This window comes from Streptomyces sp. ISL-43, from assembly GCF_018614195.1.
Lineage (GTDB): Bacteria > Actinomycetota > Actinomycetes > Streptomycetales > Streptomycetaceae > Streptomyces.
The window spans coordinates 58,351-81,179 of sequence record NZ_JAGGOT010000043.1 but is presented as its reverse complement, the minus strand read 5'-3'; the positions used below and the strand labels follow the sequence as shown (position 1 = coordinate 81,179).

Genomic DNA, 22,829 nt, shown 5'->3' with positions numbered 1-22,829 from the left:
GCGGCTCAGCCCAGGGCGTTCTTGACGGCCTTCTTCGCGTTGGCCCAGGCGGTCTCGGGCGCTGTGCCCTTGCGCTCCACCTCGCTCAGCGCGTTGGCGATCTGGTCGGCGATGTCCTTGTCGTGCACGCCCAGCACCTGGACGGGCGCCTGCTCGGCGGCGTCACCGAAGATCCGGCCGATCGGCGCGTCCGAGAAGTAGGGGTCCGTGGCGTCGGCGACCTGGCCGATGGCCTTGACGGCGGAGGGGAAGTTGCCCTGCTTGCGGAAGAGCTTGGTCTGCTGCTCCGGCGCGGTCAGCCACTTCACGAGCTCGTACGCCTCCTTCTTGTGCTGGGCGGCGCGGGGGACGGCGAGGTAGGAGCCGCCCCAGTTCCCCGCCCCGCCGGGCAGCTTGGCCACGTCCCACTTGCCCTTGGCCGCGTCGCCGGCCTGCCCCTTGATGTAGCCGAGCATCCAGGCGGGGCAGGGCATGGTGGCGAAGGAGCCGGAGGAGAAGGCCTGGTTCCACGGTGGCGACCACTGGTCCAGCTTGGCGCTGAGCCCGTCCGTGGAGGCCTTGACCGAGGCCTCCCAGGCCGACTTCACCGCGGGGCTGTTCTCGTAGATCAGCGCTCCCGAGGCGTCGTAGTACCGCTCCTTCGCCTGGCCGACCATGACGGCGTTCAGGCTGCCGACGCTGTCCAGCCAGGTGCTGCCCGCAGGCGCCTTGGCTTTGTACTGGCGGCCGAGTTCCAGGTAGCCGTCCCAGGTGGCCCACTTCGTGGCCAGTTCCGTACGGTCGGTGGGCAGGCCCGCCGCCTTGAACAGGTCGCTGCGGTAGCACATGGCCTCGGGTCCGACATCGGTGCCGAGGCCGAGCACCTTGCCGTCCTTGGTGGTCGCCGCCGCCCACTTGGCGGCGGCGAACTCGTTTTGGAGCGAGGCCGCGCCGTACTCCTTGAGGTCCGTGAACTTGTCGGCCTGCTTCTGTGTCACCGAGGCGATGCGGCCCACCTCGAGGCCCTGGACGTCCGCGAGACCGCCGCCGCCGGCGAGCCGGGTCTGGAGCGACTTCCAGTAGTCCTGCTCGTCCTCGGTGTCCGTCTGCTTGATCTCGACGTTCGGGTGGAGCTGCTCGTACTCGGCGTAGAGCCCGGCCTCCTGGTAGCCGAAGGCGCCGAACAGGTCGACGGTGAGCGTGACTTGGCCGCCCGCGCCTTCGTCGGACTTCGCGTCGGAGCCCGATCCGGAACCGCAGGCGGCCAGGAGGGTTCCGGCGAGAGCGAGGGCGCCGATGCGGAGCGGGCTTCTTCGGGCGGCTCGGGGGATGGACATGGTGCGGCCTCCTCGGCTTGGCGGATGCGCGTCTTGCGGAAGTGGTGCGGGGTGTGCGGGAAAGTGCGGGGGCACTGCGGGGGAGCTCGGGGGAGTGCGGTGTTCGGGGAGCACCGTTTCGAGAGGCTGTCTTGAGAGCGCTCTCAGAACGCGACTGGAGCGTGCACCCCACACCCGCGCCACGTCAAGAGCCCTGCGCGCGACGGCCGGGAATCGCCCCATTCACCCCGGGCGGAAGACGAGTCGCGTCCCGCTCAGGCCGAGCCGCGCAGCACCAGCGAGGTCGGGGTGATCACCGAACCGGGAACGCCGCCCTGCTCCTTGTCCAGGGTCCGCAGCAGCAGCCGCGCCATCAGCCGCCCCATGCCCTCGATGTCCTGGCGCACGGTCGTCAGCGGCGGATCGGCGGTCTCCGCCACCAGCTCCGCGTCGTCGAATCCGACCAGCGCCACGTCCCCTGGCACGGACCGGCCCCGCTCGCGCAGTACGCCCAGCGCGCCCGTCGCCATCAGGTCGTTCGCGGCGAACACCGCGTCGAGGCCCGGGCGGCGGTCCAGCAGCTCAGTCATCGCCCGGGCCCCGCCCGCCGCCGTGAAGTCGCCCTCCGCGATCAGCGCCGGACCGGCGTCGATCAGCACGTCCCGGTAGCCGTCCAGCCGGTCGGTCGCCGAAGTCTGGTCCATCGGACCGGCGATGTGCGCGATCTGCCGCCGCCCCTGGGCCACCAGGTACCGTACGGCCTCGCGCGCGCCCCCGCGGTTGTCGGCGTCGACGTACGACACCGGACCGTGCTCCCCGGCGCCGCCCGTCCAGCCGGGCCGCCCGCCGTAGACCGTGGGCATGCCGATGCGGCGGGTGATCGCCGGCAGCGGGTCGTCCGTGTGTAGCGAGAAGGCGAGCGCGCCGTCGACGTGGCCGCCGGCCAGATAGCGCTCGATGCGGTCGTAGTCGCCGCGGTCCTCCACCAGCAGCAGCACCAACTGCGTGTCGTTGGCGGTCAGTTCCTTGCTGATGCCGCGGATCTGGCGGGAGAAGAAGGGGTCGGAGAAGATCCGGATCTCGGGCTCGGCGATGATCACGGCGACGGCCCCGGTGCGCCGGGTCACCAGCGTCCGCGCCGCGTGGTTCGGCACGTAGCCGAGCTCCCGGATGGCCGCCTGGACCTTGTCCACCAGCCGCGGCCGGACGCCCTCGCCGCCGTTCACGACGCGCGAGGCGGTGGCACGGGACACCCCGGCACGCGCCGCGACGGCCTCCAGTGTGGGCCGGCCGGCGGGAAGCTGTTCGGCCACGGGCGCTCCTCATGCGTGTCCGGGGCGGCGGCCCCGGCCCTGTCGGCACGGGGCCTGATCAGCCCTGTCGGACAGCAGGGTAACCCGTACCGCCGGGACGCTGAGAGCGCTTTCCGACGGTACGGGCCGGCAGCCGGTCCTACCAGCCGATGCCGAGGGTGAGCCCGGTCGGCGGGTTCGCGTTGCCGAGGATCCGCACGGAGGACTGGTCGTTGACGTCGTCGTAGGGGAAGCCGTAGGCCCGCTCGTCCAGGCCCACGGTGTGGAAGAAGCCGGCGTAGTCGTTCTTCGCCGCGCCGCCGTAGTACGCCGCCGGGGTGTACCAGGTGGCGGAGTCCAGGGCCACGCCCCGGTTGAACGCGGCGCAGAACTCCGCGCCGAGCTGCTTCTCGATGTCGTTGCCCGAGGCCGGCGCGCCCGCGCAGGCCATGACGTCGGGCGAGGTCGGCTTCCCGAGGACGAAGGAGCCCGCGCCGTTCTTGCTGAAGGTGAGCACGGATCCGCTCACCCGCCCGGAGAAGGTCTCGCCGAGCCGGGTCAGGGTGAACTGGTGGGTGGCGTAGCCGCTGGAGGTCCGGCGCAGTCGCGAGGTCATCGGGAAGCCGAACCGGTCGACCATGGTGGTGTTCCCGCCGAAGGCGACCTGGCCGTGCACGTAGGAGTACTCGTACCGGTCGCAGTACACGTCGCTGTTGGGATCGTCGGGGTTGCGCAGGTCGGGGCCGCCCCAGCCCTGGCCGTCGGGGGAGACCGGGATGTACACCGGGGAGCCGAGGGAGACGTAGATCCGGCCTCCGCGGATCGAGGGCGGGGAGGGCACCGTCCCGCCCGTCTCTTCATGGGCGTCTTCATGGGTGCGTTCCCCGACTCCCTCAGTGCCCGAAGTCGAACCAGTTGAGGTTCACGTAGTCGGCCGGCTGGCCGCTGGTGAAGGTCAGGTACACGTCGTGCTTGCCCGTGACGCCCGTGATGTTCGCCGGCACGGTCTTCCAGCTCTGCCAGCCGCCGGTGCCGGCCACCGCGAAGCTGCCGATCGGTGCGCTGGTGCGGCTGTCGAGGCGGACCTCCACGAGGCCGCTGACCCCGCCGGCCGCCCCGCTGGCGACGCGCCCGTGGAACTGCGTGGCCGCGCCGGCCGTACCGAAGTCGACGCCCTTGTACAGGGCCCAGTCGCCGTTGCCGATCGTGGTCAGGTCCTGGCCGCCGCCGGTGTCCGTGGTCGTCTCCTTGGCCGTCCCGGCCTGGCCGTCGTACGACTCGGCCTGGATGGCGGAGTAGGCGTCGCGGCCGCCGCCCGGCGGGGTGGTGGGAGGCGTCGTCGGCGGCGTGGTCGGCGGAGTCGTGGGGGGTGTGGTCGGAGGGGTGGTCGGCGGGGTGGACGTGCCGCCCGTCGAGCGGAGTACGGAGACGTAGTCGACCACCATCGGGTGTCCGGGCTGGGTCCCCGCGTCGGGCCCGCCTCCGAAGGCCGCCGGGAACTCCCCGCCCATGGCCACGTTCAGGATGATGAAGTACCCGTGGTCGGTGGCGTTGGTCCAGGTGGCGGCGTCGACCTGACTCGCCCGCACGGTGTGGAAGTTGAACCCGTCGAGGTAGAAGCGCATCTCCTCCACGGCGGTGGAGCGGTCCCACTCCACCGCGTAGGTGTGGAAGCCGCCCTGGCAGGTGGTGCCGGCGCAGACGTGCTGGCCGCCGATGCCCGACTTCTCGTTGCACGGGCCGCCGGGGCTCGTGCCGCAGTGCATCGTGGCCCATTCGTTGTTGATGCCCTGGACGTTCTCCAGGATGTCGAGCTCGCCCACGCCCGGCCAGTTCCACCAGTTGCCGCGGTAGGGCGCCCCCAGCATCCAGAACGCCGGCCAGTACCCCTTGGCCGCGGCGCCCGTGACGTTCGGCATCTGGATACGGGCCTCCGTACGCAGCTTGCCGCCCGCGGGAGCCTGGAAGTCGGAGCGCCTGGTCTCGACGCGCCCCGAGGTCCAGTTGCCGGCGGCGTCCCTGCGCGGGGTGATGCGCAGGTTGCCGGCGCCGTCGAGGGAGACGTTGTCGACGTTCGCGGTCATCGTCTCGACCTCGCCGGTCCCGAAGCCGGCCGGGCCGCCTGGGTAGCTGGTCCCGGTCGTGTACTGCCAGTCGGCGGTGTCGACGCCCGAGCCCGAGGGCCCGTTGAAGTCGTCCAGGAAGACCTGGGACCAGCCCGCCGGGACCGCGGGGGCGGCGGCGTTGGCGGGCAGGGTGACGACCGCGGCGGCCGCGGCCGCCACCGCCATGGTGCTCAGTGCGGCGATGACGGCCCGCCGTGCCGACCGTCGTCCTCTGTCTGATGTCAGACGCATGGATGCCCTCTCCGAGGGGGGTGGGGGGAGTTCCGGAAGCAGCTTGAGAGCGCTCTCAATCCTGCCGGTGGTCACTGTGCTCCCCGCCCCGGAGGCCGTCAAGGGATGGCGCGGGAAACGTGTCGAGCCGCTGCCCGCCCGCAGGAACGGTCCCCGCCCCGCTTACCCGCGGACTGGGCCGCGTGACAAGGCTGATTGCGGCCGTTTGCCAGCCGGCTGCCAACTGGGCGTGCCCTCTTGTGAGTTGAAGCCCAGGTCTTAACAATGCGCATGACAACCGAAGGATCTTCGGTCGCATTGTCACCAGAGGGGAACCCCCACATGAACAAGCCTCTCGCCGGCGCCGTGTTCGCCCTGCTCCTCACCGGAGCGGCGGCGGCCCCGGCCGTGGCCCAGACACCCCGGGACACGGCCGCGCCGGCCGTTGCGGTCAACTTCGCCGGCACGGTAGCGCTCAGCAACTGCTCCGGCTCCGTCGTCCGCGTACCCAACTCGCTGCCGAGCGACCCCGCACTCGTCCTGTCCAACGGCCACTGTCTGGAGTCAGGCATGCCGGCGGCCGGCCAGGTCATCAAGGACAAGGCCTCCAGCCGCTCCTTCTCACTGCTGAACGCCTCGGGCACCAAGGTCGCCACGCTGCGCGCGAGCAAGATCTCGTACGCGACGATGACGGACACGGACATCTCGATCTACCAGCTGACCAAGACGTACGCGCAGATCAGCAGCCAGTACGGGATCAACGCCCTGACCCTCAACGACGCCCACCCGGTGCAGGGGACCGCGATCAAGGTGGTGTCCGGATACTGGAAGCGCACCTACAGCTGCAATGTCGACGGGTTCTCCTACCTCCTCAAGGAGGGGGAGTGGACCTGGAAGGACTCGCTGCGCTACACCTCGTCCTGCAACACCATCGGCGGCACCTCCGGCTCGCCCGTGATCGATACGACGACGGGCAAGGTCGTCGCCGTCAACAACACGGGCAACGAGGACGGCGGCCGCTGCACGCTGAACAACCCGTGCGAGGTGGACCAGAGCGGTGCGGTGACGGTCCGCCAGGGCATCAACTACGCGCAGCAGACCTACATCGTCGTTCCCTGCGTCGGCCCCGGTAACAAGATCGACCTCACCCGCGCCGGCTGCACCCTCCCGAAGCCGTAGCGGAACGCGTCGGGGCCCGCCCGGAATCCGGACGGGCCCCGACGCCACTGCCGTCAGTTCTTGGGAACCTTGATGACGACGGTGCCGCAGACCTTGTCGGCGAAGGTCTGCTTCTTGGCGTCCCACAGCGGCCACAGCCACCCGATGTAGCAGGCCAGGGAGTCCAGGAAGTGCGCCAGCTTGCGCACGAAGGCCATGCCGAAGCCGAGCGTGCTGCCGTCCGCCTCGCGGCGCAGGCTGATCCCGAGGACCTTCTTGCCGGTCGTCTGACCGGTCGAGCCCTCCTTGTAGAGCTGGAAGAAGCCCATCGCGACGGCGTAGATCGCGCCGATGGCGAAGAACACGCCGGGGTCGGAGTTGGCCGGGTCGTCGCTCATCGCGAGATCGATGAAGCCCAGGGCGTACATCGGACCCACGATGATCAGGAAGTCCAGGAAGTACGCGCCGAAGCGCAGACCCCAGTGTGCCAGCGGCGGCATGCCGGCGCCCGGCATGCCCGGCATCCCGGCCGGCGGGTACGCGCCGTACGGCTGCTGCGGGGGCATGCCCATCGGGGGCTGCTGCGGGTAGCCGTACTGCGGGGCGCCGCCCTGCGGAGCCTGCTGCGGGTAGCCGTACTGCGGGGGCACGCCCTGCGGAGCCTGCTGCGGGTAGCCGGGCTGACCCTGCGGGGGCTGCTGCTGGCCGTAGGGGTTGTTCGGGTCGCCGAAGCTCATGGCGAAGTCTCTCCAGGGGTGTGACGGGGACGAGCGGCCCGCGCGGAGGGACGTGACGATATGAGCGGTTTGCCCCCGGCGAATCCGCGAACTTGCGGCCCCATCGTGTTAGGAACATCGACCACTTGTCCAATCCGTTGTCCCATAACCCGAACAAACGAAGGGGTTTGCTCCCCAGGTGGTGGGAACGGGCGGGGTCCGGCGCGGCCGAACGGGCACCGGCCCGGGCACCCGCGCGGCGACGGCACGGAGTCCCGGACCCTGACAACAGGTCCGGGACTCCCGGGGCCACTTCGCTGACCGCCTCTACAACGACCGGCGACCCTCGGGGTCACCCGCGCGGCGCCACCGCTCCTTCGGCTACTTCGGCATCAGCACGGTGTCCACGATGTACACGGTCGCGTTGGCGGTCGGGACGTTGCCGCAGACGACATCGGACGCGCCGTTGACCCGGTAGGTCCCGCCCGAGCCGGCAGTGGTCACCTTCCCGGTCTGCAGGGTGGTGAAGGAGCCGCTCTCCAACTGCTTCGGCGCCAGCTTCTGACCGACCACGTGGTAGGTGAGGATCTTGGTCAGCGTGGCCTTGTCGGCGAGGACCTTGTCGAGGTCGGCCTTCGGGATCTTCGCGAAGGCCTCGTTGGTCGGCGCGAACACCGTGATGTCCTTGGCGTTGTTGAGGGTGTCGACCAGGCCCGCCTGCTTGACCGCCGCCACCAGGGTGGACAGCGCGGGATTGTGGGAAGCGGCGGTCGCGACCGGGTCCTTGGCCATGCCGTCGAAGCTGCCCGCGCCCTCCTTCGGGACACCGGCGCACCCCGGGCCGAAGGGCTTGTCCGTCAACGCCGCGGCGTCCGAGGCGGGGGAGGAAGCGTCCGTGTTCGCCTCGGCGGCGGGACCGGCGGCCGCGTCCGTACCCGAGTCGGAGTCGGAGCAGGCGGCCAGCGCGAAGGGCAGTACGGCTGCCGCGGCTACGGCGAGGGCGGTACGGCGGAAACGAAGGGTGCTCATGGTGTTCTCCAGGGAATGCGTGGGTGAGGATCGGAAAGGCTCGGAAAAGATGGGGATGAACAGGGGTGAACCGGTAGGTCTCCGGCGTCGGTTCGGTCAGTCGGCGGTGACGAAGACGCTGTGCCGGCCGCTCGCTCCGTCCGGGATGGTCCGGGTGCGCCGCTCGGTCTGGACCTCGCCCGAGCCGTCCGTGGCGCGGACGGTCAGGTGGTGGCCTCCGGGTGTCGCCTGCCAGGGGAAGGACCACTGGCGCCAGGTGTCGGTGGTGTCCTGCGCGGCGAGGTCGGCCTCCTGCCACGGCCCGTCGTCGACGCGGACCTCGACCCGCTCGATGCCCCGGTGCTGGGCCCAGGCGACCCCGGCGACCGCCACCGTCCCGGCAGGGGTCCGGGCGAAGGGCTTGGGGGTGTCGATGCGGGCCTGCGTCTTGACCGGCGCCCGGCGGGCCCAGCCGCGCTTGACCCAGTACGGGTCGTAGGCGTCGAAGGTGGTGAGCTCGATGTCCCGGATCCATTTGCAGGCGGATACGTAGCCGTAGAGCCCGGGGACGACCATCCGGACCGGGAAGCCGTGTTCGAAGGGGAGCGGCTCACCGTTCATGGCGACGGCGAGCATCGCGTCCCGGCCGTCCATGACCTCCTCGACGGGGGTGCCCAGCGTCATCGCGTCCACCGACCGTGCGACCAGCTGGTCGGCCCGCCCGCCGCGCGACGGCGCCGTGACACCCGCCTCCCGCAAGAGGTCCGACAGGCGTACGCCGAGCCAGCGCGCGGAGCCCGCGTACGGGCCGCCCACCTCGTTCGACACGCAGGTCAAAGTGATGTCCCGCTCGATCAGCGGGCGTTGGAGGAGGTCGGCGAAGGAGTAGGAGCGCGGGCGGGAGACGCCCTTGCCGTGGATGCGCAGACGCCAGGTGCCCGCGTCCACCTTGGGGACCACGAGAGCGGTATCGACACGGTAGAAGTCCTTGTTCGGTGTGGTGAAGGCGCTGACGCCGGGAATCGGCAGGCCCGCCCCGGCCGGGATCCGCGTGGCCGCGGAGGCGGGCGCGGGCAGTCGCACGGCGGTACGTGAGGCCGTGGCGCCCTCGCCGCGCCGGCCGGTCAGGGCCCGGCCGAGGGCGCCCGCCCCCGTGGAGGCGAGGGCGGTGGCGCCTGCCGCGACGAGGAAGCCGCGCCGGTTCCAGACGGCCGGCTCGGCGTCGCTCACCGTGCCGCTGCCGCTGCCGCTGCCGTTCGCGGTGCCGTCCCCGCCGGAGGGGCGGGAGGGGCGGGAGGGGCGGGCAGCAGCGGGGCCGCCCGCCCTCCCCACCAGCAGGTACAGCACCAGCGCGCTGGTCACCGCCCCCGCCGACGAAGGCAGGACGTCGCCCGCCCCGGCCGCGTTGGGCCGGCTGAGGGCCGCCGCCGCGCCGAGGGCGCCGAGGGCCAGTACGCCCGCCGCACCCGTACGGCGGTGGCGCAGGGAGAGCATCCCCAGCAGGGCTGCCAGGAGGCCGACGGTGGCGAGGATGCCGAGTTGGAGGACCGGCTTGTCGTTCTCGCCGAAGGTACGGACGGCGAAGTCCTTGAGCGCCGGCGGCGTACGGTCGATGGCCGCCCCGCCGATCACCGTGACCGGCCCGGCCTGCGGCCGCACCAGGGACGCGGTCAGCTCGGCGGCAGCCAGTGCGGCGTACCCGGCGAGCAGGCCGCTCGCCGCGGCGACGGCGCCGCGCCCGACTGTCCTTCGGTTGATGCTCACGACCGTCATTCGGCGCGGGATCCCCGGCGGATGGGTCGGTCATCCGGATCCTTCGCGTGACCGTCGGCCAATCCGTGACGGGCCCGGCTCCGAAGAGGAGAAGAGACAGCAAGGCTCCGGCGCGCACTGCTCCCTCGGCGGACGAGGGCCCGGTACGCCTGGCACGAAGGATCGTTCATGCGATGGATGGACCGGCGAGAACCGCTCTCGGCCCCGGCGCGCACGCCCGGGCCCACCCGCACACGGGGGCCGCTCAGGTGAACCCCGAAAGGCTGCGCTTCGCCGGCCCGGGACCCGGCCCGGGACCCGGCCCGGGACCCGGACCCGGATCCGCCAGGGCCGAACTGGCGGAGCTGATGGCGCGCGTCGCCCAGGGAGACCAGGACGCCTTCTCCGCGCTGTACGACGCCGTGGCGGGAACGGTCTTCGGCATCGCGGTCAAGGTGGTGCGCGACCGCGCGCAGTCGGAGGAGGTCGCCCAGGAGGTGATGATCGACGTGTGGCGTCAGGCCGCCCGCTTCCGCCCCGACCGGGGCAGCGTCATGACCTGGGTGGCCACGATCGCCCACCGCCGGGCGGTCGACCGCGTGCGCTCCGCCCAGGCCTCGGCCACCCGCGAGCACGACGCCGGCGTACGCGAACAGGTCCGGCCCTTCGACGAGGTGAGCGAGCAGGTGGAGACCCGCCTGGAACGCGACCAGGTCAAGCGTTGCCTGCGCGGGCTGACCGAGCTCCAGCGCCAGGCCGTCACCCTCGCCTACTACCAGGGGCTGACCTACCGGGAGGTCGCCGAGACCCTCCAGACCCCTCTTCCCACGATCAAGACCCGGATGCGCGACGGACTGATCCGGCTGCGCGACTGCATGGGGGTGACCACGTGAAGCACGACGACGAACTGCACACCCTCACCGCGGCCTACGTACTCGACGCGCTCGGCCAGGGCGAACGGGAGGCTTTCTCCCGGCACTTGGCCCGCTGCGAGCCCTGTTCCGGGGACGTCGCGGGATTCTCCGCCACGGCCGGCAGGCTCGCCGCCGCCGTCGCCCTCGCGCCCCCGCCGCACATGAAGACCGCCGTCCTCGACCGCATCGAGACCGTCCGCCGGCTGCCCCCGGGGGTCGGCGTCCGCCGCGCGGCCGGGTTCCTGGACCGGCTCCCGCGCAAGGCCGGTGCCTTCGTGGTCGCCGCGGCCCTCGCCGGGGCGGCCGTCTTCGGCGGGGCAGCGCTCCACCAGACCGGGCAGGCGGACCGGGCCCGCGAGGACGCCCGGCAGGCCGTCGCGCGGAGCCAGGAGCTGCGGGCCGTGGTCACGGCCCCGGACGCCCGTACCGTCCACGGCCGCACCAGCGGCGGAGCCGCAGCGACCGTGATCACCTCACCGGCCCGCGACAGGGCCGTGTTCCTCACCGACCGGCTGCCGGCCGCCGGCGCGGGACGGACGTACCAGCTCTGGCTGGCCGACCACGGCACGATGCGCCCGGCCGGCTTCCTCGCCGGTGACGGGGCCGCGGTACTGGCGGGCGGCCTCGGTACGGCCACCGCGGTCGGTCTGACCCTGGAGCCCGCCGGGGGCTCACCCCGGCCGACCACCAGCCCGCTGGTCCTGCTCGCCCTGCCCGCGTAGGGGGTGTCTACTTGAGCGGGTGGTCGGGGGTGAGGGCCACGGCCAGCCGTTCGGCGATGTTCTGCGCCGCGTTGCCTTCGGGCGCCCCCGGTTCGACGGTCGCGGTGACCGCGATGGCGAGGCGCTCGGCGGGCAAGTACGCCTGGATCGCGGCGAATCCGGTGAGCGACGGGTTCTGCAGGACCCAGCCCTTCGACACGATGAGGCCGAACCCGAAGTGTCTGTCCTCGACCTGGGCGCTGCACACGGTCGCCGGGCAGTCCTTCGTGGAATGCCCGAGGCCCACGGTGCCGGGGTCGAGCTGGGTCTTGAAGGAGGCCGGCGAGAGCAGTTCGCCCGACCCGATGGCCTGTGCCGAGCGGGCCAGGTCGCAGATGTGTGTGGTCTGCACCGCGCCCGGGGCGGTGGACCAGGAGGGGTCCCAGTACGTGGACTCCTCGTACTTGCCGCGCTCGGCGTCGTAGGAGTGCAGGACGGGGGCCGGGATCTGCGGCGTGAAGCCGTTGGCCGTGTCCTGGAGTCCGAGCGGCCCCATGACGCGCTGCTGGAGCAGTTTGTCGAGCGGGGTGCCGGAGATCTTCTCCAGGGCGGCGCCCAGGAGGACGAAGTTGATGTGCGAGTAGCTCCAGTTGGTGCCCGGCTCGTACCAGAGCGGGTGGGCGAGGGGGTACGAGAGGAGGTCGCCGGGCGTCCAGTGCCGGAAGGGGGCGGCATAGAAGTCGGCGATGAACTTCGGGTCGCTCACGTAGTCGTGCAGGCCCGAGGTGGTGCTGCCGAGCATGCGCAGGGTGATCTTGTCGTTGTCCCGCAGGTCGGGCAGCCAGCGGGCGACGGGGTCATCGAGACCGGCCTTTCCCTCCTCGACGAGCTGGAGCAGGACGGTGGCCATGTAGGCGATGGCGACGGAGCCGGACCGGAAGTGCATGTCGGCCGTGACGGGTACGCCGGACATCGACTCGCCGAGCGCGCCGGTGACGACCTCCCGCCCGTCCCGGGTGACCCGCAGGATGACGGACTTGAGGGCGAGTTCGCTCTTCGCCCGCCGGGCGAGCTCCAGGATCTCCCGGGCCTCGCCGCCGACGGGCCCGGAGGTGGCGGCGCAGCGCTCGAGGGCGGCGGGCGCGGTCACCGCCGCGGCAGCGGGGACGCCCTGCAAGGCCGTGGCCATCAGGGCGGCCGCGCACAGCAGCGCCGTACGGCCACGCGTCACACGGGCACGCGTCACACGGGCACGCGCCGCACGAGCACCGCGACCGCGACGGGCCGTACGGCCACCGCGGCCATGGCGACCACCACGTCCACCGCTCGGCGATCCCTGCGGCACGGTGCGGCGTACCGCCGGCTCGGCCCCGCGCGAACCGTCACGATCGTCGGACATCCCTCTCACCCGCCTGCCGGGGTCCCGGCCGTGCCGAGCAGCGCGGCCGCGTTCGTGTCGAGGATCGCGGCGGCGTCCCGCGGGGCCAGCCCCGACTCCGTGATGTAGGAGACCGAGCGCACGAACACTTCCCCGTCCTCGTAGGGAAAGTCAGTGCCGAGGACGAGCCGGTCCGCGCCGAAGGAGGCCGCGGCCGCGGCCAGTGCGGGCCCGTGGCAGTGCGCGACGGTGTCGTACCAGAGCCGGCGGGCCGCCACCGAGGGGGCCTCGGGCGTCTGCGGAGACTCGTAGGCGAGGTGGTCGTCGAGCCTGCGCACCAGCATCGGCAGCGCGCCGCCGAGGTGGGAGGCCAGGATCCGCATCCCGGGGTAGCGCAGGGGCAGTCCGGCGAGGACGAGGTGCATGACCGCCACCGTGTCCTCGACCGGTGCTCCGACCATCCACGTCATGTGGTGCCCGGTGATCAGCGGGCTGCCGGCGCCCTCGCCCGCGGGGTGGACGTACAGGACGGCTCCGCGCCGGTCGAGCTCCTCGTACAAGGGGTGGAAGAGCGGATCGGCCAGCGTCCGGCCCCGGACGGTCGTGGTCACGGCGACCCCGGCCATGCCGAGCTCGTCGAGGGCGTACGCGAGCTCGACGAGTGCCGCGTCCACGTGCGGCAGCGGCAGCGCTGCGAAGGCCCGGAAGCGCCCGGGCCACCGGGCGACCAACTCGGCGTACGTCTCGTTGACCTCTCGGGCCAGCGCCACCGCGTCGGACTCCCGGGGCAGGTGCGGCGACTGCGGGGGCACGGAGAGCACCTGGTGGGCGATGCCCGCCCGGTCCATGAGGGCGAAGCGGTGGCCGAGGTCGGCCGGGGTGGCGTCCGCTCCGATGTGCCGCTGGGTGCCGGTGTCGGTCCTGCCCAGCCGCTCCAGCCGGTCCAGGTACCGGGCGGTCCACAGGTGAGCGTGTACGTCGATCCGCGAGACCGGCGTCGGCGGCGGAGCCGTCGGCGACCTCGCGGGAGCCGAGGAGGTCGGTGCCGTCGAAGTGGTCACCCTTCGATGGAACGCTCTGCCCGCCGAGTCGGCCAATCGGGGACGGGTACGCCGTCACCCGCCGGGGTCTGGTCCCCGGCGCGGGCCGCGAGGATCATGAGGGGGCGCCGGCGCGAAGGGGCTCCGGCGCCCGCAACCGAGCCCAGGGGGTCCATGTGCCGTCCGTCGAGTCGAGCTACGCGTCAGGGGCGTGCGAGGTGCCGCTGCTGGGCGACACCATCGGCGAGAACCTCGACCGCACCGTACGCAGGTTCCCCGGCCGGGACGCCCTCGTCGAGGCGGCGACCGGACGCCGGTGGACGTACGCGCAGTTCGCCGCCGACGTCGACGCCCTCGCGCTCGGACTGCTGGACCTGGGCATCGTCAAGGGGGACCGGGTCGGGATCTGGGCCCCCAACCGCGCCGAGTGGACGCTGGTGCAGTACGCCACCGCCAAGATCGGGGCGATCCTCGTCACCGTGAATCCGGCCTACCGCTCCCACGAGCTGGAATACGTCCTGTGCCAGTCCGGGATCCGGCTGCTGGTGGCGGCGGACCGGTTCAAGACCTCCGACTACGCGGCCATGATCGAGGAGGTCCGGCCGCGCTGCACGGCACTGGAGTTCGTGGCCCTGCTGGACGGCACGCTCTGGAACTCCCTGCTGGAGCACGGCCGTCAGGGCGACCCGGCCGAACTCGTCCGCGCCCAGGCCGCATTGAGCCCGGACGATCCCGTCAACATCCAGTACACCTCGGGGACCACCGGATTCCCCAAGGGTGCGACGCTCTCGCACCACAACATCCTGAACAACGCCTTCTTCGTCGGCGAGTCGTGCGGCTACACCGAGCTGGACCGGGTCTGCATCCCGGTCCCCCTCTACCACTGCTTCGGCATGGTCATGGGCAACCTCGCCTGCACCAGCCACGGCGCGGCCATGGTCATCCCCGCGCCCGCCTTCGAACCGGGCGCCACCCTGGCCGCCGTCGAGGCGGAGTCCTGCACCTCCCTCTACGGCGTCCCCACCATGTTCATCGCCGAACTGGCCCACCCGGACTTCGATTCCTACGACCTCTCCAGCCTCCGCACGGGCATCATGGCGGGCTCGCCCTGCCCGGTGGAGGTGATGAAGGAGGTCATCGACCGGATGGGCATGCGCGAGGTGTCCATCTGTTACGGGATGACGGAGACCTCGCCGGTTTCCACCCAGACCCGTGTGGACGACTCGGTCGAGCGGCGGGTCTCGACCGTGGGCCGGGTCGGACCGCACCTGGAGGCCAAGGTCGTCGACCCGGCGTCCGGCAGGACCGTCCCGCGCGGCGAACCGGGCGAGCTGTGCACCCGCGGCTACTCGGTCATGCTCGGCTACTGGGACCAGCCCGAGCGCACCGCCGAGGCCGTCGACGCGGCGCGCTGGATGCACACCGGCGACCTCGCCGTCATGGACGGCGACGGCTATCTGAGCATCACCGGCCGGATCAAGGACATGGTGATCCGGGGCGGCGAGAACCTGTACCCGCGCGAGATCGAGGAGTTCCTGCACGGGCACCCGGCCGTCATGGACGTCCAGGTGATCGGTGTGCCCGACCCGAAGTACGGGGAGGAGCTCATGGCGTGGGTACGGATGCGCGAGGGCGCGGAGCCGCTGACCGCGGTGGCCGTCCGCGCGTACTGCGAGGGCCGGTTGGCCCACTTCAAGATCCCGCGTTACGTCCACGTCGTGGAGGAGTTCCCGATGACGGTGACGGGCAAGATCCGCAAGATCGAGATGCGGGAGATGGCGGCCCGGCTGCTGGACCCGCCCGCGGGCCCGTAGGGCGCGGGCCCGTACGACACGGTGCCGGGAGGGCCCGGGGGCGGGCGTCCGGCCCGCGCCATGTGTCCGCCCCGCCCGCTGCCCGCGTCCGGTGCCCCCGCCTCGGCGGGCCGGGCACCGGACGCGCGCCGGAATCCGCTCAGCGCCCCGCCCCGGCACCCTTCCCGGCGACCGTGTTGCTCGTGACCGTGCCGTCGCCGGCCAGCGTCACCGCGTGCCGGACCCCGTCGGAGCCGAGGACCACCACCCGCCAGGCGCTCCCGCCGCCCTGCTGGGCGACCACCCGCAGCGCTTCGGCCTTGCCGCCGGGGACGGCGGCCTCGGCCTTCTCCAGGGCCTGCGCCGCCGGCAGCGCGGGAAGGGGTACGGGGGCCCGGTCGGCCCGGTCCACGACGGTTCCGTCCGGGCCGTCCGGCAGGCCGGGCCGCTCCGCGCCGTCCTTCCGGACGCCGCCCTTCTGGCCCTTCAGGCCGGGCTGCCCGGGCTGACCGGGCTTGGCGGGACGCACGGGCACCGGCGCCTTCACCGAACCCTCCGCCTGCCGCTCGACGTCGAACCGGTCCCAGAGGCGCTCCGCGCGCGTGCGCCGGACGTCGTGCTCGTGGTCCGCCACGGCGACGGCCGTGGCCCCCGCGCCGCCGGCCGCCACGACCACGAGCCCGAGCGCCACCCAGCGGGCCCGGCCTTCACGGGCGAACCGGGCGATCCGGGCACCGCGCCCCGGCGCCTTGCCGGTCGCGGTGGCACTGCCCTCGCCCGGCTCCGCCGGGTACTCGGGCTGCTGGGGACTGGACTCGGTCATCTGGATGCTCCTCGCGTTCTCCGGGCGACGCGCCCGGCTCGGCCGATCCTGCGAGCAGGACCCTGAAGCTCCGCTGAAGCGAGCTGAAGAACCCTTCAGCAAGCCCGCGACGCGACCTGAGAACCTTGCCCCATGCGCGTACTGGTAGTCGAGGACGAGCGGCGGCTGGCCGCCGCTCTGCAACGCGGTCTGCGGGCCGAGGGTTTCACGGTGGACACGGCACACGACGGTCCGCAAGGGCTGTGGATGGCAGGCGAGCACGACTACGACGCCATCGTGCTCGACATCATGCTGCCCGGCCTCAACGGCTACCGGGTCTGCGCCCGGCTGCGCGCGGCCGGCTGCGAGTCCGGCATCCTCATGCTCACCGCGAAGGACGGCGAGTACGACGAGGCCGAGGCACTCGACACCGGGGCGGACGACTTCCTCTCCAAGCCGTTCTCCTACGTCGTCCTCGTGGCCCGCCTGCGCGCCCTGATCCGGCGCACCGGCCGCCGCAGCCCGCAGGTCATGGAGTTCGGCGACCTCGTCGTCGACCCGGCCCGCCGGCGCTGCACGCGCGGAGGCGTCGAAGCCCGACTGACCTCGCGCGAGTTCGCCGTCCTGGTGCACCTGGCGAGCCGGGCCGGCGAAGTCGTGCCCAAGCGGGAGATCCTCGACCACGTCTGGGACGCCGCTTACGAGGGCGACCTCAACGTCGTCGAGGTGCACGTCAGCGCGCTCCGGCGGAAGATAGACGCTCCCTTCGGGCGGGCCGCCGTGGAGACCGTCCGCGGCGCCGGCTACCGGCTGGCGGCCGACGGTGGCTGAGTCCTACGGGAACCAGGAGGACCGCCGCGCCCCGGCCCGGCTGCGCGCGGCGGCGTACCGGTTGCGCGAAGGCGCGTACCGGCTGCGACCGCGGTCGGTGCGTGCCCAGGCGACCCTGGGTGCCTCGGCCGTGGTGGCGCTGGCCCTCGGCGCGGCCGCCTTCGCCCTGCTCGGGGCGCTGGAGACCAATCTGACCCGCGGCGCCCAGGCCGACGCAGAACGCCAGGCCGTCAACATCGCGGCGCTCGTGGCCGCGGGCCGGCTGGACCCCGCCCCCGTCCCGGGCCGCGGCACGGACTTCCTCCAGGTCGTCGACGCGCAGGGCCGGGTCCTGGCGGCCAGCCCCAACCTCGCCGGCCGCCCCGCGCTCGTGCCCGCCCCGCCCCGCACCCCGGGCACCGTCCGGGACACCTGGAAGGGCGTGCGCGTACGCGAGCAGCACCGCCAGCGCGTCGTCCAGGTCACCACCGTCACCTCGAAGGGCCTGGTCACCGTCTACGCCGGGACCTCGCTCAGGGACGCCGACACGGCCGACGACACCATCATGGCGGCGCTGTTCGTCGCGGTCCCGCTGCTCGTGCTGGTCGTGGCCGCGATCACCTGGCGGGTCACCGGCTGGGCGCTGCGCCCCGTCGAGGCCATCCGCGCCGAGGTCGCCGAGATCGGCGACCGCGAACTGCACCGCCGGGTGCCCGTCCCGCGCACCGGTGACGAGGTGGCCCGGCTCGCCGTCACCATGAACGCCACCCTGGACCGGCTGGAGGCCGCCGGAATCCGCCAGCGCCGTTTCATCGCGGACGCCTCCCACGAGCTGCGCAGCCCGATCACCGTGCTCCGCACCCAGCTGGAGGTCGCGCAGGCCCACCCGGATCCGGCGCTGTGGGGCGAGCTGCTCAGCGGCGCGCTGGAGGACACCGTACGGCTCCAGGACCTCGCGGCCGACCTGCTCCTGCTGGCCCGCCTCGACACTGCGGAGCCGCCGCCCGGCGCCGCCGTCGACCTCACGGAGGTGGTCCGGGAGGCCGCCCGTCCGCGCAAGGGCGACCGGGTGCCCGTACAGGCCGACATCGCACCGGGGATCGCGGTGCGCGGCAGCACCGGCTGGCTGTCGCGGCTGGTCACCAATCTGCTGGACAACGCGCGGCGGCACGCCGAGGACCGGGTCCTGCTCGTCCTCGCCGTCGACGAGGTCCGCGGCGAGGCCGTACTGGAGGTCACCGACGACGGCGCGGGCATAGCGCCGGCCGACCGCGAACGCGTCTTCGAACGCTTCACCCGGCTCGACGACGCCCGCGCACGCGACGAGGGCGGCACCGGGCTGGGCCTGGCCATCGCCCGCGACATCGCCCTCCGGCTGGGCGGCACCCTCGCCGTCCGGGACTCCCCGAAGGGCGCCCGACTGGTGGCTACCCTCCCGCTGGGCCCGTAGACGGCCCGAGCGCGGGTCAGCAGACCGGCCGGCGGCCCGCGTCCCGGGCGGCCTCCTCCTCCGCCGCGACGGGCGTCGGCAGTGCCGGCACCGGATCGGCCGGCGTCATCAGCAGGCCCTCCTCCCCGGGGGCCAGGTGGGCCGCGCCCTTGGCGGTCACCCGGCCCGTGGACACGGCTCGCAGGGTGCCGAGGGCCGTGACGTACGCGGGAAAGCTCTCCACGTCGCGCCGGTGGCGGGCCGGCTCCCGGTACCCGCCGAGCGCGGGGTAGCCGTCCTGTCCGGTCAGCGTGTACGAGGTGGTCACCACCCGGTACGCGGCCTCCGGGCGCAGCGCGGCGCCGCCGATGAGGACGTCGCCCGGCGCGACCCGGTCTCCGGCGGGCCGCTCCGCGTCGAAGGAGTAGCGGACGTTGGCCGACACCGCGAGCGGCGCGTAGGTCAGCACGCCGAAGCCGTTCACGGCCCACTGCTGCTCCAGTGCGTCGTGGATCTGCTGCCCGCTCACCTCGGCGCTGACCAGCGGGCATCCGTAGCCGACGGCCTTCCAGGCCCGCTCGAAGGCGATCGGGTCGTCCAGGGCGGGGCCGGCGAGCAGGTCCGTGTTGATGACGCTGCGGCCGACGCGCGGGGCGAGCGCGATGAGCGCCAGGTCCGCGCCGGAACGGGCGGGCCGGGGGCTGGTGTCGAAGGAGTCGGGTGTCTGCCCCGCGGCCCACAGCGCCCAGTCGGCGACGAGGTTGCCCATGGTGGACTCGCCGGCCGGCGAGAGCCGGCGGCTGAAGGAGGCGCGCTGGCGTCCGATGACCGCCGCCCCGTGCTGCCTCGCGTAGCCGGTCCAGTGGTCGACGACCTCCTGGAGCACCGGATCGGGCACCACGTCACGGGTGTTGGGGTGGTTGACGGAGGTGGTGAGCTCGCGGACGACCGTACCGGTGTCGGGGTCGAGCCGCAGGACGATCTCACCCACGATCTGTCCGTGGCAGCCGGCCTCCACGAACGGCCTCGGCCGCCCCTCGGGGTCCGGCAGCATCATGTTGAACGCGCAGTGCCAGTGCCCCGTCACGATCGCGTCGATGTCCGGGGACACGTGCAGCGCCAGCTCGTAGGCCGGGCCGCTGGGCTCCTCGCCGGAGTCGAAGTCGGTCCCCGCCACGGCCCCGTCGTGCATGCTCAGCACGATGGCGCCGACCCCGAGCGCCTTGAGCCGGGCGGCGCAGAGGTTGGCGGCGGACAGCTCGTCGAGGGTGGTGAGGCCGGGCTGGAAGGAGTTCGTGAAGGATTCGCTGCCGACGGCCGTCAGGTGGATGAAGCCGATGGGCAGGCGCCGTCCGCCCGGGGCGTCGACCCACTCGATGTTGTAGGGGGGAAGCGCAGTCTCTCCGGTCGCCGTGGACACGGCGTTGGCGCTGTAGTAGCGGAAGTCGGCGCCGTGGAAGAGGGCGCCGCCCGAATCCGGGAACGTGTTCGTCGACCCCGCGCCCTCGTAGGGGAGCCCCTGCTCCATGTGCCGGCGGAGGAAGCCGGGCGTACGGTCGAACTCGTGGTTGCCGGCCGTGGCGAAGTCCAGGCCGAGCCGGTTCAGGGCCTCGATCGTGGGCTCGTCGGCGAGGGTGAACGCGGGGAACTCCCAGCCGGAGAAGAGGTCGCCCGGTGCGAAGAAGAAGGAGTTGGCCCGACCCTCCCGCAGCCGCGCCAGATGGGTGGCCATGTAGGCGACCCCGCCGACGGCGTACTTCCGGCCGCCCGCGCCGGTGATGACGGAATCCCGGGCCGGGGGAGCGGTGAGGTAGCCGTGCAGGTCGGTGATGTGGAGCAGCTGCACGTCGACGTACCCCGCCGCGCTCGCCGCGTCGCGCGCGGCGCCGGTGGCCGCCGCCGCGACGCCGGTCAGGGCTTTGACGCCGGTCGCGCCGGCCGCCCCGACGGCCCCGGCCCTCCCCAGGGCCCCGGCTGCCCGGGCTGCCCGGGCCAGGAACCGGCGCCGGCCGAACTCTTCCATCAGCGCTCCCGTTTCCACTGGTGGCGGGCCGACTCCCGCCCGTACGCGAGCAGTCTGCAGGCTCCGTACGGCCGCCCGTTTCGCGGCATACGTCACCCGGGCGAAAGTACGGGGAACTTCATCCCGTCGCCGTGTCGGCACCCGCCCCGCGTGCGCCTCCCGACCCTCCCGGCACGAGCCGGGGGCGTGCAAGGCCTTTCCCCCGCGCTCCGTCGGTATCCGGCCGTTCTCGCCCCTCGGCGGGCCCCGGACGGCTGCCCCCGGCCCCTCGCGCCGCCGCGCCCACGGGCCCGGCACGAAGGCCGGTTCTCGTTACTCCGCCTTCCCGGCTCGGATGTACTCCCTCACTCAACGGTTCCTCCAGGGCGGTTCGCGGCCCCGCTCCGCCATGCCGTGGCGCGGGTCCGCGGCGGGGGGACCGCCGTGGTTCGACGACGACGTGAAGGAGCCGCACGTGGCTGAGAAGACGCAACGGCCGGCACGGGGAACGGTGCCCCCACCACGCGGACCGGCGGCCGCCGACCCGCCCGAGTTCACCTTCGCCTGGGGCACGCACAACCTGGCCATGGAGCACCTCTCGCTCCGGGAGATGGCCGCGCGGCTGCCCGCCGCGCTCGCCCAGACCGCGCGGATGGCCTGGCGGATCGACCGCGCCTGCGTGACCTGGCTGCTGGCCGGCCAGATCCTCGCCGGGGCCTGTACGGCGGCCACCCTCGCCGGGGTCGCCGACGCGATGGGCCCGCTGCTCGCAGCGGGCGACGCGGGAGAGCGCATCAGGGCCGCCGCCTGGCCGCTGGCGATCGCGGCGGTGGCGGCGGGGGCCGGGACGACGGCCGAGATCGCCGCGGGCAGCGCGGCCCGCCGGCTGACCCCTCGCCTGAGCACTACGGCCGACCTGGAGATGGTCGACGCCCACATGGACGTGGAGGTCTCCGCCTACGACGAGCCCGGGTTCTCCGACCGTTCGGAGGCCGCCGAGATCGGCGCCGCCCGCTCGTCCCTGCTCGTCAAGGACGCCATGGCCTTCACCAACGGCCTGATCAACCTCGTCGCGGTCGCCGGCGTCCTCGCCGTCGTCCACCCCGTCCTGATGCCGTTGCTCCTGCTCTGCGTCGTACCCCGCGGCGTGGGGGCCGTCATCGCCGCCCGCCTCGACTACGCCCTCCACAACGAGACGATCGCCTCGCGCAACATCCGGGGCATGATGCGCTGGTACCTGACCACCCACAAGCTCGGCGACGAGCTGCGCTGCAACTCCATGCGCCCCTACGCGCACGCCTGGTACGCCGCCGTCTGCGCCCGCATCGACGCCAAACTCGTCGGCTCCGCCCCGCGGTACCTGCGCGTCTCGCTGCTCGCCGCGGCCCTCGGCGGACTCTTCCAGGCCGGCACGTGGGCGGCGCTCGCCGCACTCGTCCTCACGGGATCCATGGCCCTCGCGGCGGCGGGCACCGCGATCGTCGCCATGCGGACCTCCGCCTCCGCCCTGTCCAGCCTCGTGGTGTACGGGGCCGCCATGTTCCAGCACGCCCTCTACCTGGAGGACTACCGCCTCTTCCTGGGCCAGGCGCGCGAACTCGGCGCCACCCGGGGCGGGGTGGAAGCCGCGCCGCCGGGCAAGGTCAGCCTGGAGAACGCCTCGTACACCTACCCCGGCAAGGACGCTCCGGCGCTCGGCCCGGTGAGCCTGTCGCTCACGAGGGGCGAGATCGTCGCCGTCGTCGGCGAGAACGGCGCCGGCAAGTCCACCCTCATCCGCCTGCTGACGGGCCTCACGGTGCCGAGCGAGGGGGAGGCGTACTGGGACGGAGTCCCGACGCGGGCCCACGACCAGCGGACCCTGTGGACGCACGTGGGACTGGTGGCCCAGTCCTACGCGCAGTGGCCCTTCGCGGCACGCGAGAACGTCACCCTCGGCCAGCCCGGAGAGCGGGGCGAGGCGGCCGTCTGGGAAGCGCTCGCCGCGGTGGGCCTGCGCGAGGCCGTACGGGAGTACCCGCAGGGCCTGGACACGCTCCTGGCCCGCTCACTGTGGGGCGGCCACGAACCCTCCGGCGGCCAGTGGCAACGCCTGGCCTGCGCCCGGGCCTTCCACCGCAGGCCCCGGCTCCTGATCATGGACGAGCCGACCTCGGCGATGGACGCGCGCGGTGAGCACCGGATCTTCACCGGGCTGCGGGAGATGAAGGACGACCGGATCACCATGATCGTCACTCACCGGCTGGAGAACTGCCGGCTGGCCGATCGCATCATCGTCCTGGAGAAGGGCCGCGTCACCGAGACCGGAACCTTCGCCGAACTGACCGCCCTCGGCGGCACTTTCGCCGAGCTGTACGGGCTTTCCCAGGACCGCTGAACACGGCCGCCGCCCCCGGCCCGCAG

The 22,829-nt window shown here is 72.9% G+C and carries 19 protein-coding genes; 7 read left to right on the top strand and 12 right to left on the bottom strand.

The genetic code is table 11. The features are described from left to right. Positions 1-5: 5 nt before the first annotated feature. The 4 genes from J7F03_RS24845 to J7F03_RS24830 all read right to left on the bottom strand — a co-directional run bounded on the left by J7F03_RS24845 (position 6) and on the right by J7F03_RS24830 (position 4,944). Positions 6-1,316, bottom strand: a complete 1,311-nt coding sequence (locus J7F03_RS24845; RefSeq protein ID WP_214953063.1) for an extracellular solute-binding protein — start codon at positions 1,314-1,316, stop codon at positions 6-8. 254 nt (positions 1,317-1,570) lie between these two features. Further along, positions 1,571-2,608, bottom strand: a complete 1,038-nt coding sequence (locus J7F03_RS24840) for a LacI family DNA-binding transcriptional regulator (protein ID WP_214953062.1) — start codon at positions 2,606-2,608, stop codon at positions 1,571-1,573. 139 nt (positions 2,609-2,747) lie between these two features. Further along, positions 2,748-3,428, bottom strand: coding sequence for a beta-1,3-glucanase family protein (locus J7F03_RS24835; protein WP_214953061.1), 681 nt, complete (start codon positions 3,426-3,428; stop codon positions 2,748-2,750). A gap of 52 nt (positions 3,429-3,480) precedes the next feature. Next, positions 3,481-4,944 (bottom strand): glycoside hydrolase family 16 protein, encoded by a 1,464-nt coding sequence (locus J7F03_RS24830; RefSeq protein WP_214953060.1) that lies wholly within the window; start codon positions 4,942-4,944, stop codon positions 3,481-3,483. Between the two features lie 321 nt (positions 4,945-5,265). Here J7F03_RS24830 and J7F03_RS24825 point away from each other — a divergent pair, with 321 nt between their 5' ends. After that, entirely contained in the window at positions 5,266-6,102 is an 837-nt protein-coding gene (locus J7F03_RS24825; RefSeq protein ID WP_214953059.1) for a serine protease, read from the top strand. 53 nt (positions 6,103-6,155) lie between these two features. Here the strand turns inward: J7F03_RS24825 and J7F03_RS24820 are convergent, their stop codons facing one another. The 3 genes from J7F03_RS24820 to J7F03_RS24810 form a co-directional block, all read right to left on the bottom strand. After that, positions 6,156-6,818 carry an RDD family protein gene (locus J7F03_RS24820; RefSeq protein ID WP_214953058.1) on the bottom strand — a complete coding sequence of 221 codons (663 nt, stop codon included), beginning with the start codon at positions 6,816-6,818 and terminating at the stop codon, positions 6,156-6,158. Positions 6,819-7,178: 360 nt separating this feature from the next. After that, positions 7,179-7,826, bottom strand: coding sequence for a fasciclin domain-containing protein (locus J7F03_RS24815; RefSeq protein ID WP_214953057.1), 648 nt, complete (start codon positions 7,824-7,826; stop codon positions 7,179-7,181). 96 nt (positions 7,827-7,922) lie between these two features. Next, positions 7,923-9,578 (bottom strand): molybdopterin-dependent oxidoreductase, encoded by a 1,656-nt coding sequence (locus J7F03_RS24810; protein ID WP_214953056.1) that lies wholly within the window; start codon positions 9,576-9,578, stop codon positions 7,923-7,925. A 173-nt stretch (positions 9,579-9,751) separates the two neighbouring features. Between J7F03_RS24810 and sigK the strand changes: the two genes are divergently transcribed. After that, entirely contained in the window at positions 9,752-10,450 is a 699-nt protein-coding gene (sigK, locus tag J7F03_RS24805) for an ECF RNA polymerase sigma factor SigK (RefSeq protein ID WP_285440486.1), read from the top strand. Then, positions 10,447-11,193, top strand: coding sequence for an anti-sigma factor (locus tag J7F03_RS24800; protein WP_308379950.1), 747 nt, complete (start codon positions 10,447-10,449; stop codon positions 11,191-11,193). Before sigK ends, J7F03_RS24800 begins: the two co-directional genes overlap by 4 nt. Before the next feature lie 7 nt (positions 11,194-11,200). Here J7F03_RS24800 and J7F03_RS24795 read toward each other — a convergent pair whose 3' ends face one another. The 3 genes from J7F03_RS24795 to J7F03_RS24785 are packed head-to-tail and all read right to left on the bottom strand — an operon-like array spanning position 11,201 to position 13,611. Continuing rightward, positions 11,201-12,403: a serine hydrolase domain-containing protein gene (locus J7F03_RS24795; RefSeq protein ID WP_308379949.1), complete on the bottom strand. Its 1,203-nt coding sequence runs from the start codon at positions 12,401-12,403 to the stop codon at positions 11,201-11,203. Between the two features lie 11 nt (positions 12,404-12,414). Beyond that, positions 12,415-12,558: a hypothetical protein gene (locus J7F03_RS24790; protein ID WP_214953055.1), complete on the bottom strand. Its 144-nt coding sequence runs from the start codon at positions 12,556-12,558 to the stop codon at positions 12,415-12,417. A gap of 18 nt (positions 12,559-12,576) precedes the next feature. Beyond that, on the bottom strand, positions 12,577-13,611 hold the full coding sequence (locus J7F03_RS24785) for an amidohydrolase family protein (RefSeq protein ID WP_214953054.1): 1,035 nt from the start codon (positions 13,609-13,611) through the stop codon (positions 12,577-12,579). Positions 13,612-13,766: 155 nt separating this feature from the next. Here J7F03_RS24785 and J7F03_RS24780 point away from each other — a divergent pair, with 155 nt between their 5' ends. Further along, on the top strand, positions 13,767-15,404 hold the full coding sequence (locus tag J7F03_RS24780; RefSeq protein ID WP_214953053.1) for an AMP-binding protein: 1,638 nt from the start codon (positions 13,767-13,769) through the stop codon (positions 15,402-15,404). A gap of 139 nt (positions 15,405-15,543) precedes the next feature. Here the strand turns inward: J7F03_RS24780 and J7F03_RS24775 are convergent, their stop codons facing one another. Beyond that, positions 15,544-16,206: a hypothetical protein gene (locus tag J7F03_RS24775; protein ID WP_214953051.1), complete on the bottom strand. Its 663-nt coding sequence runs from the start codon at positions 16,204-16,206 to the stop codon at positions 15,544-15,546. Positions 16,207-16,338: 132 nt separating this feature from the next. On the opposite strand from J7F03_RS24775, the gene J7F03_RS24770 reads away from it, so the two are divergent. Beyond that, positions 16,339-17,016: a response regulator transcription factor gene (locus tag J7F03_RS24770; protein ID WP_214953049.1), complete on the top strand. Its 678-nt coding sequence runs from the start codon at positions 16,339-16,341 to the stop codon at positions 17,014-17,016. Next, entirely contained in the window at positions 17,009-18,445 is a 1,437-nt protein-coding gene (locus tag J7F03_RS24765; protein WP_308379948.1) for a HAMP domain-containing sensor histidine kinase, read from the top strand. The genes J7F03_RS24770 and J7F03_RS24765 overlap by 8 nt, the downstream gene beginning before the upstream one ends. Positions 18,446-18,461: 16 nt before the next feature. Here the strand turns inward: J7F03_RS24765 and J7F03_RS24760 are convergent, their stop codons facing one another. After that, positions 18,462-20,447, bottom strand: a complete 1,986-nt coding sequence (locus J7F03_RS24760; RefSeq protein ID WP_251072422.1) for a bifunctional UDP-sugar hydrolase/5'-nucleotidase — start codon at positions 20,445-20,447, stop codon at positions 18,462-18,464. Positions 20,448-20,901: 454 nt separating this feature from the next. On the opposite strand from J7F03_RS24760, the gene J7F03_RS24755 reads away from it, so the two are divergent. Next, positions 20,902-22,803 (top strand): ABC transporter ATP-binding protein, encoded by a 1,902-nt coding sequence (locus tag J7F03_RS24755; RefSeq protein ID WP_308379947.1) that lies wholly within the window; start codon positions 20,902-20,904, stop codon positions 22,801-22,803. The last annotated feature ends 26 nt before the right edge of the window (positions 22,804-22,829 follow it).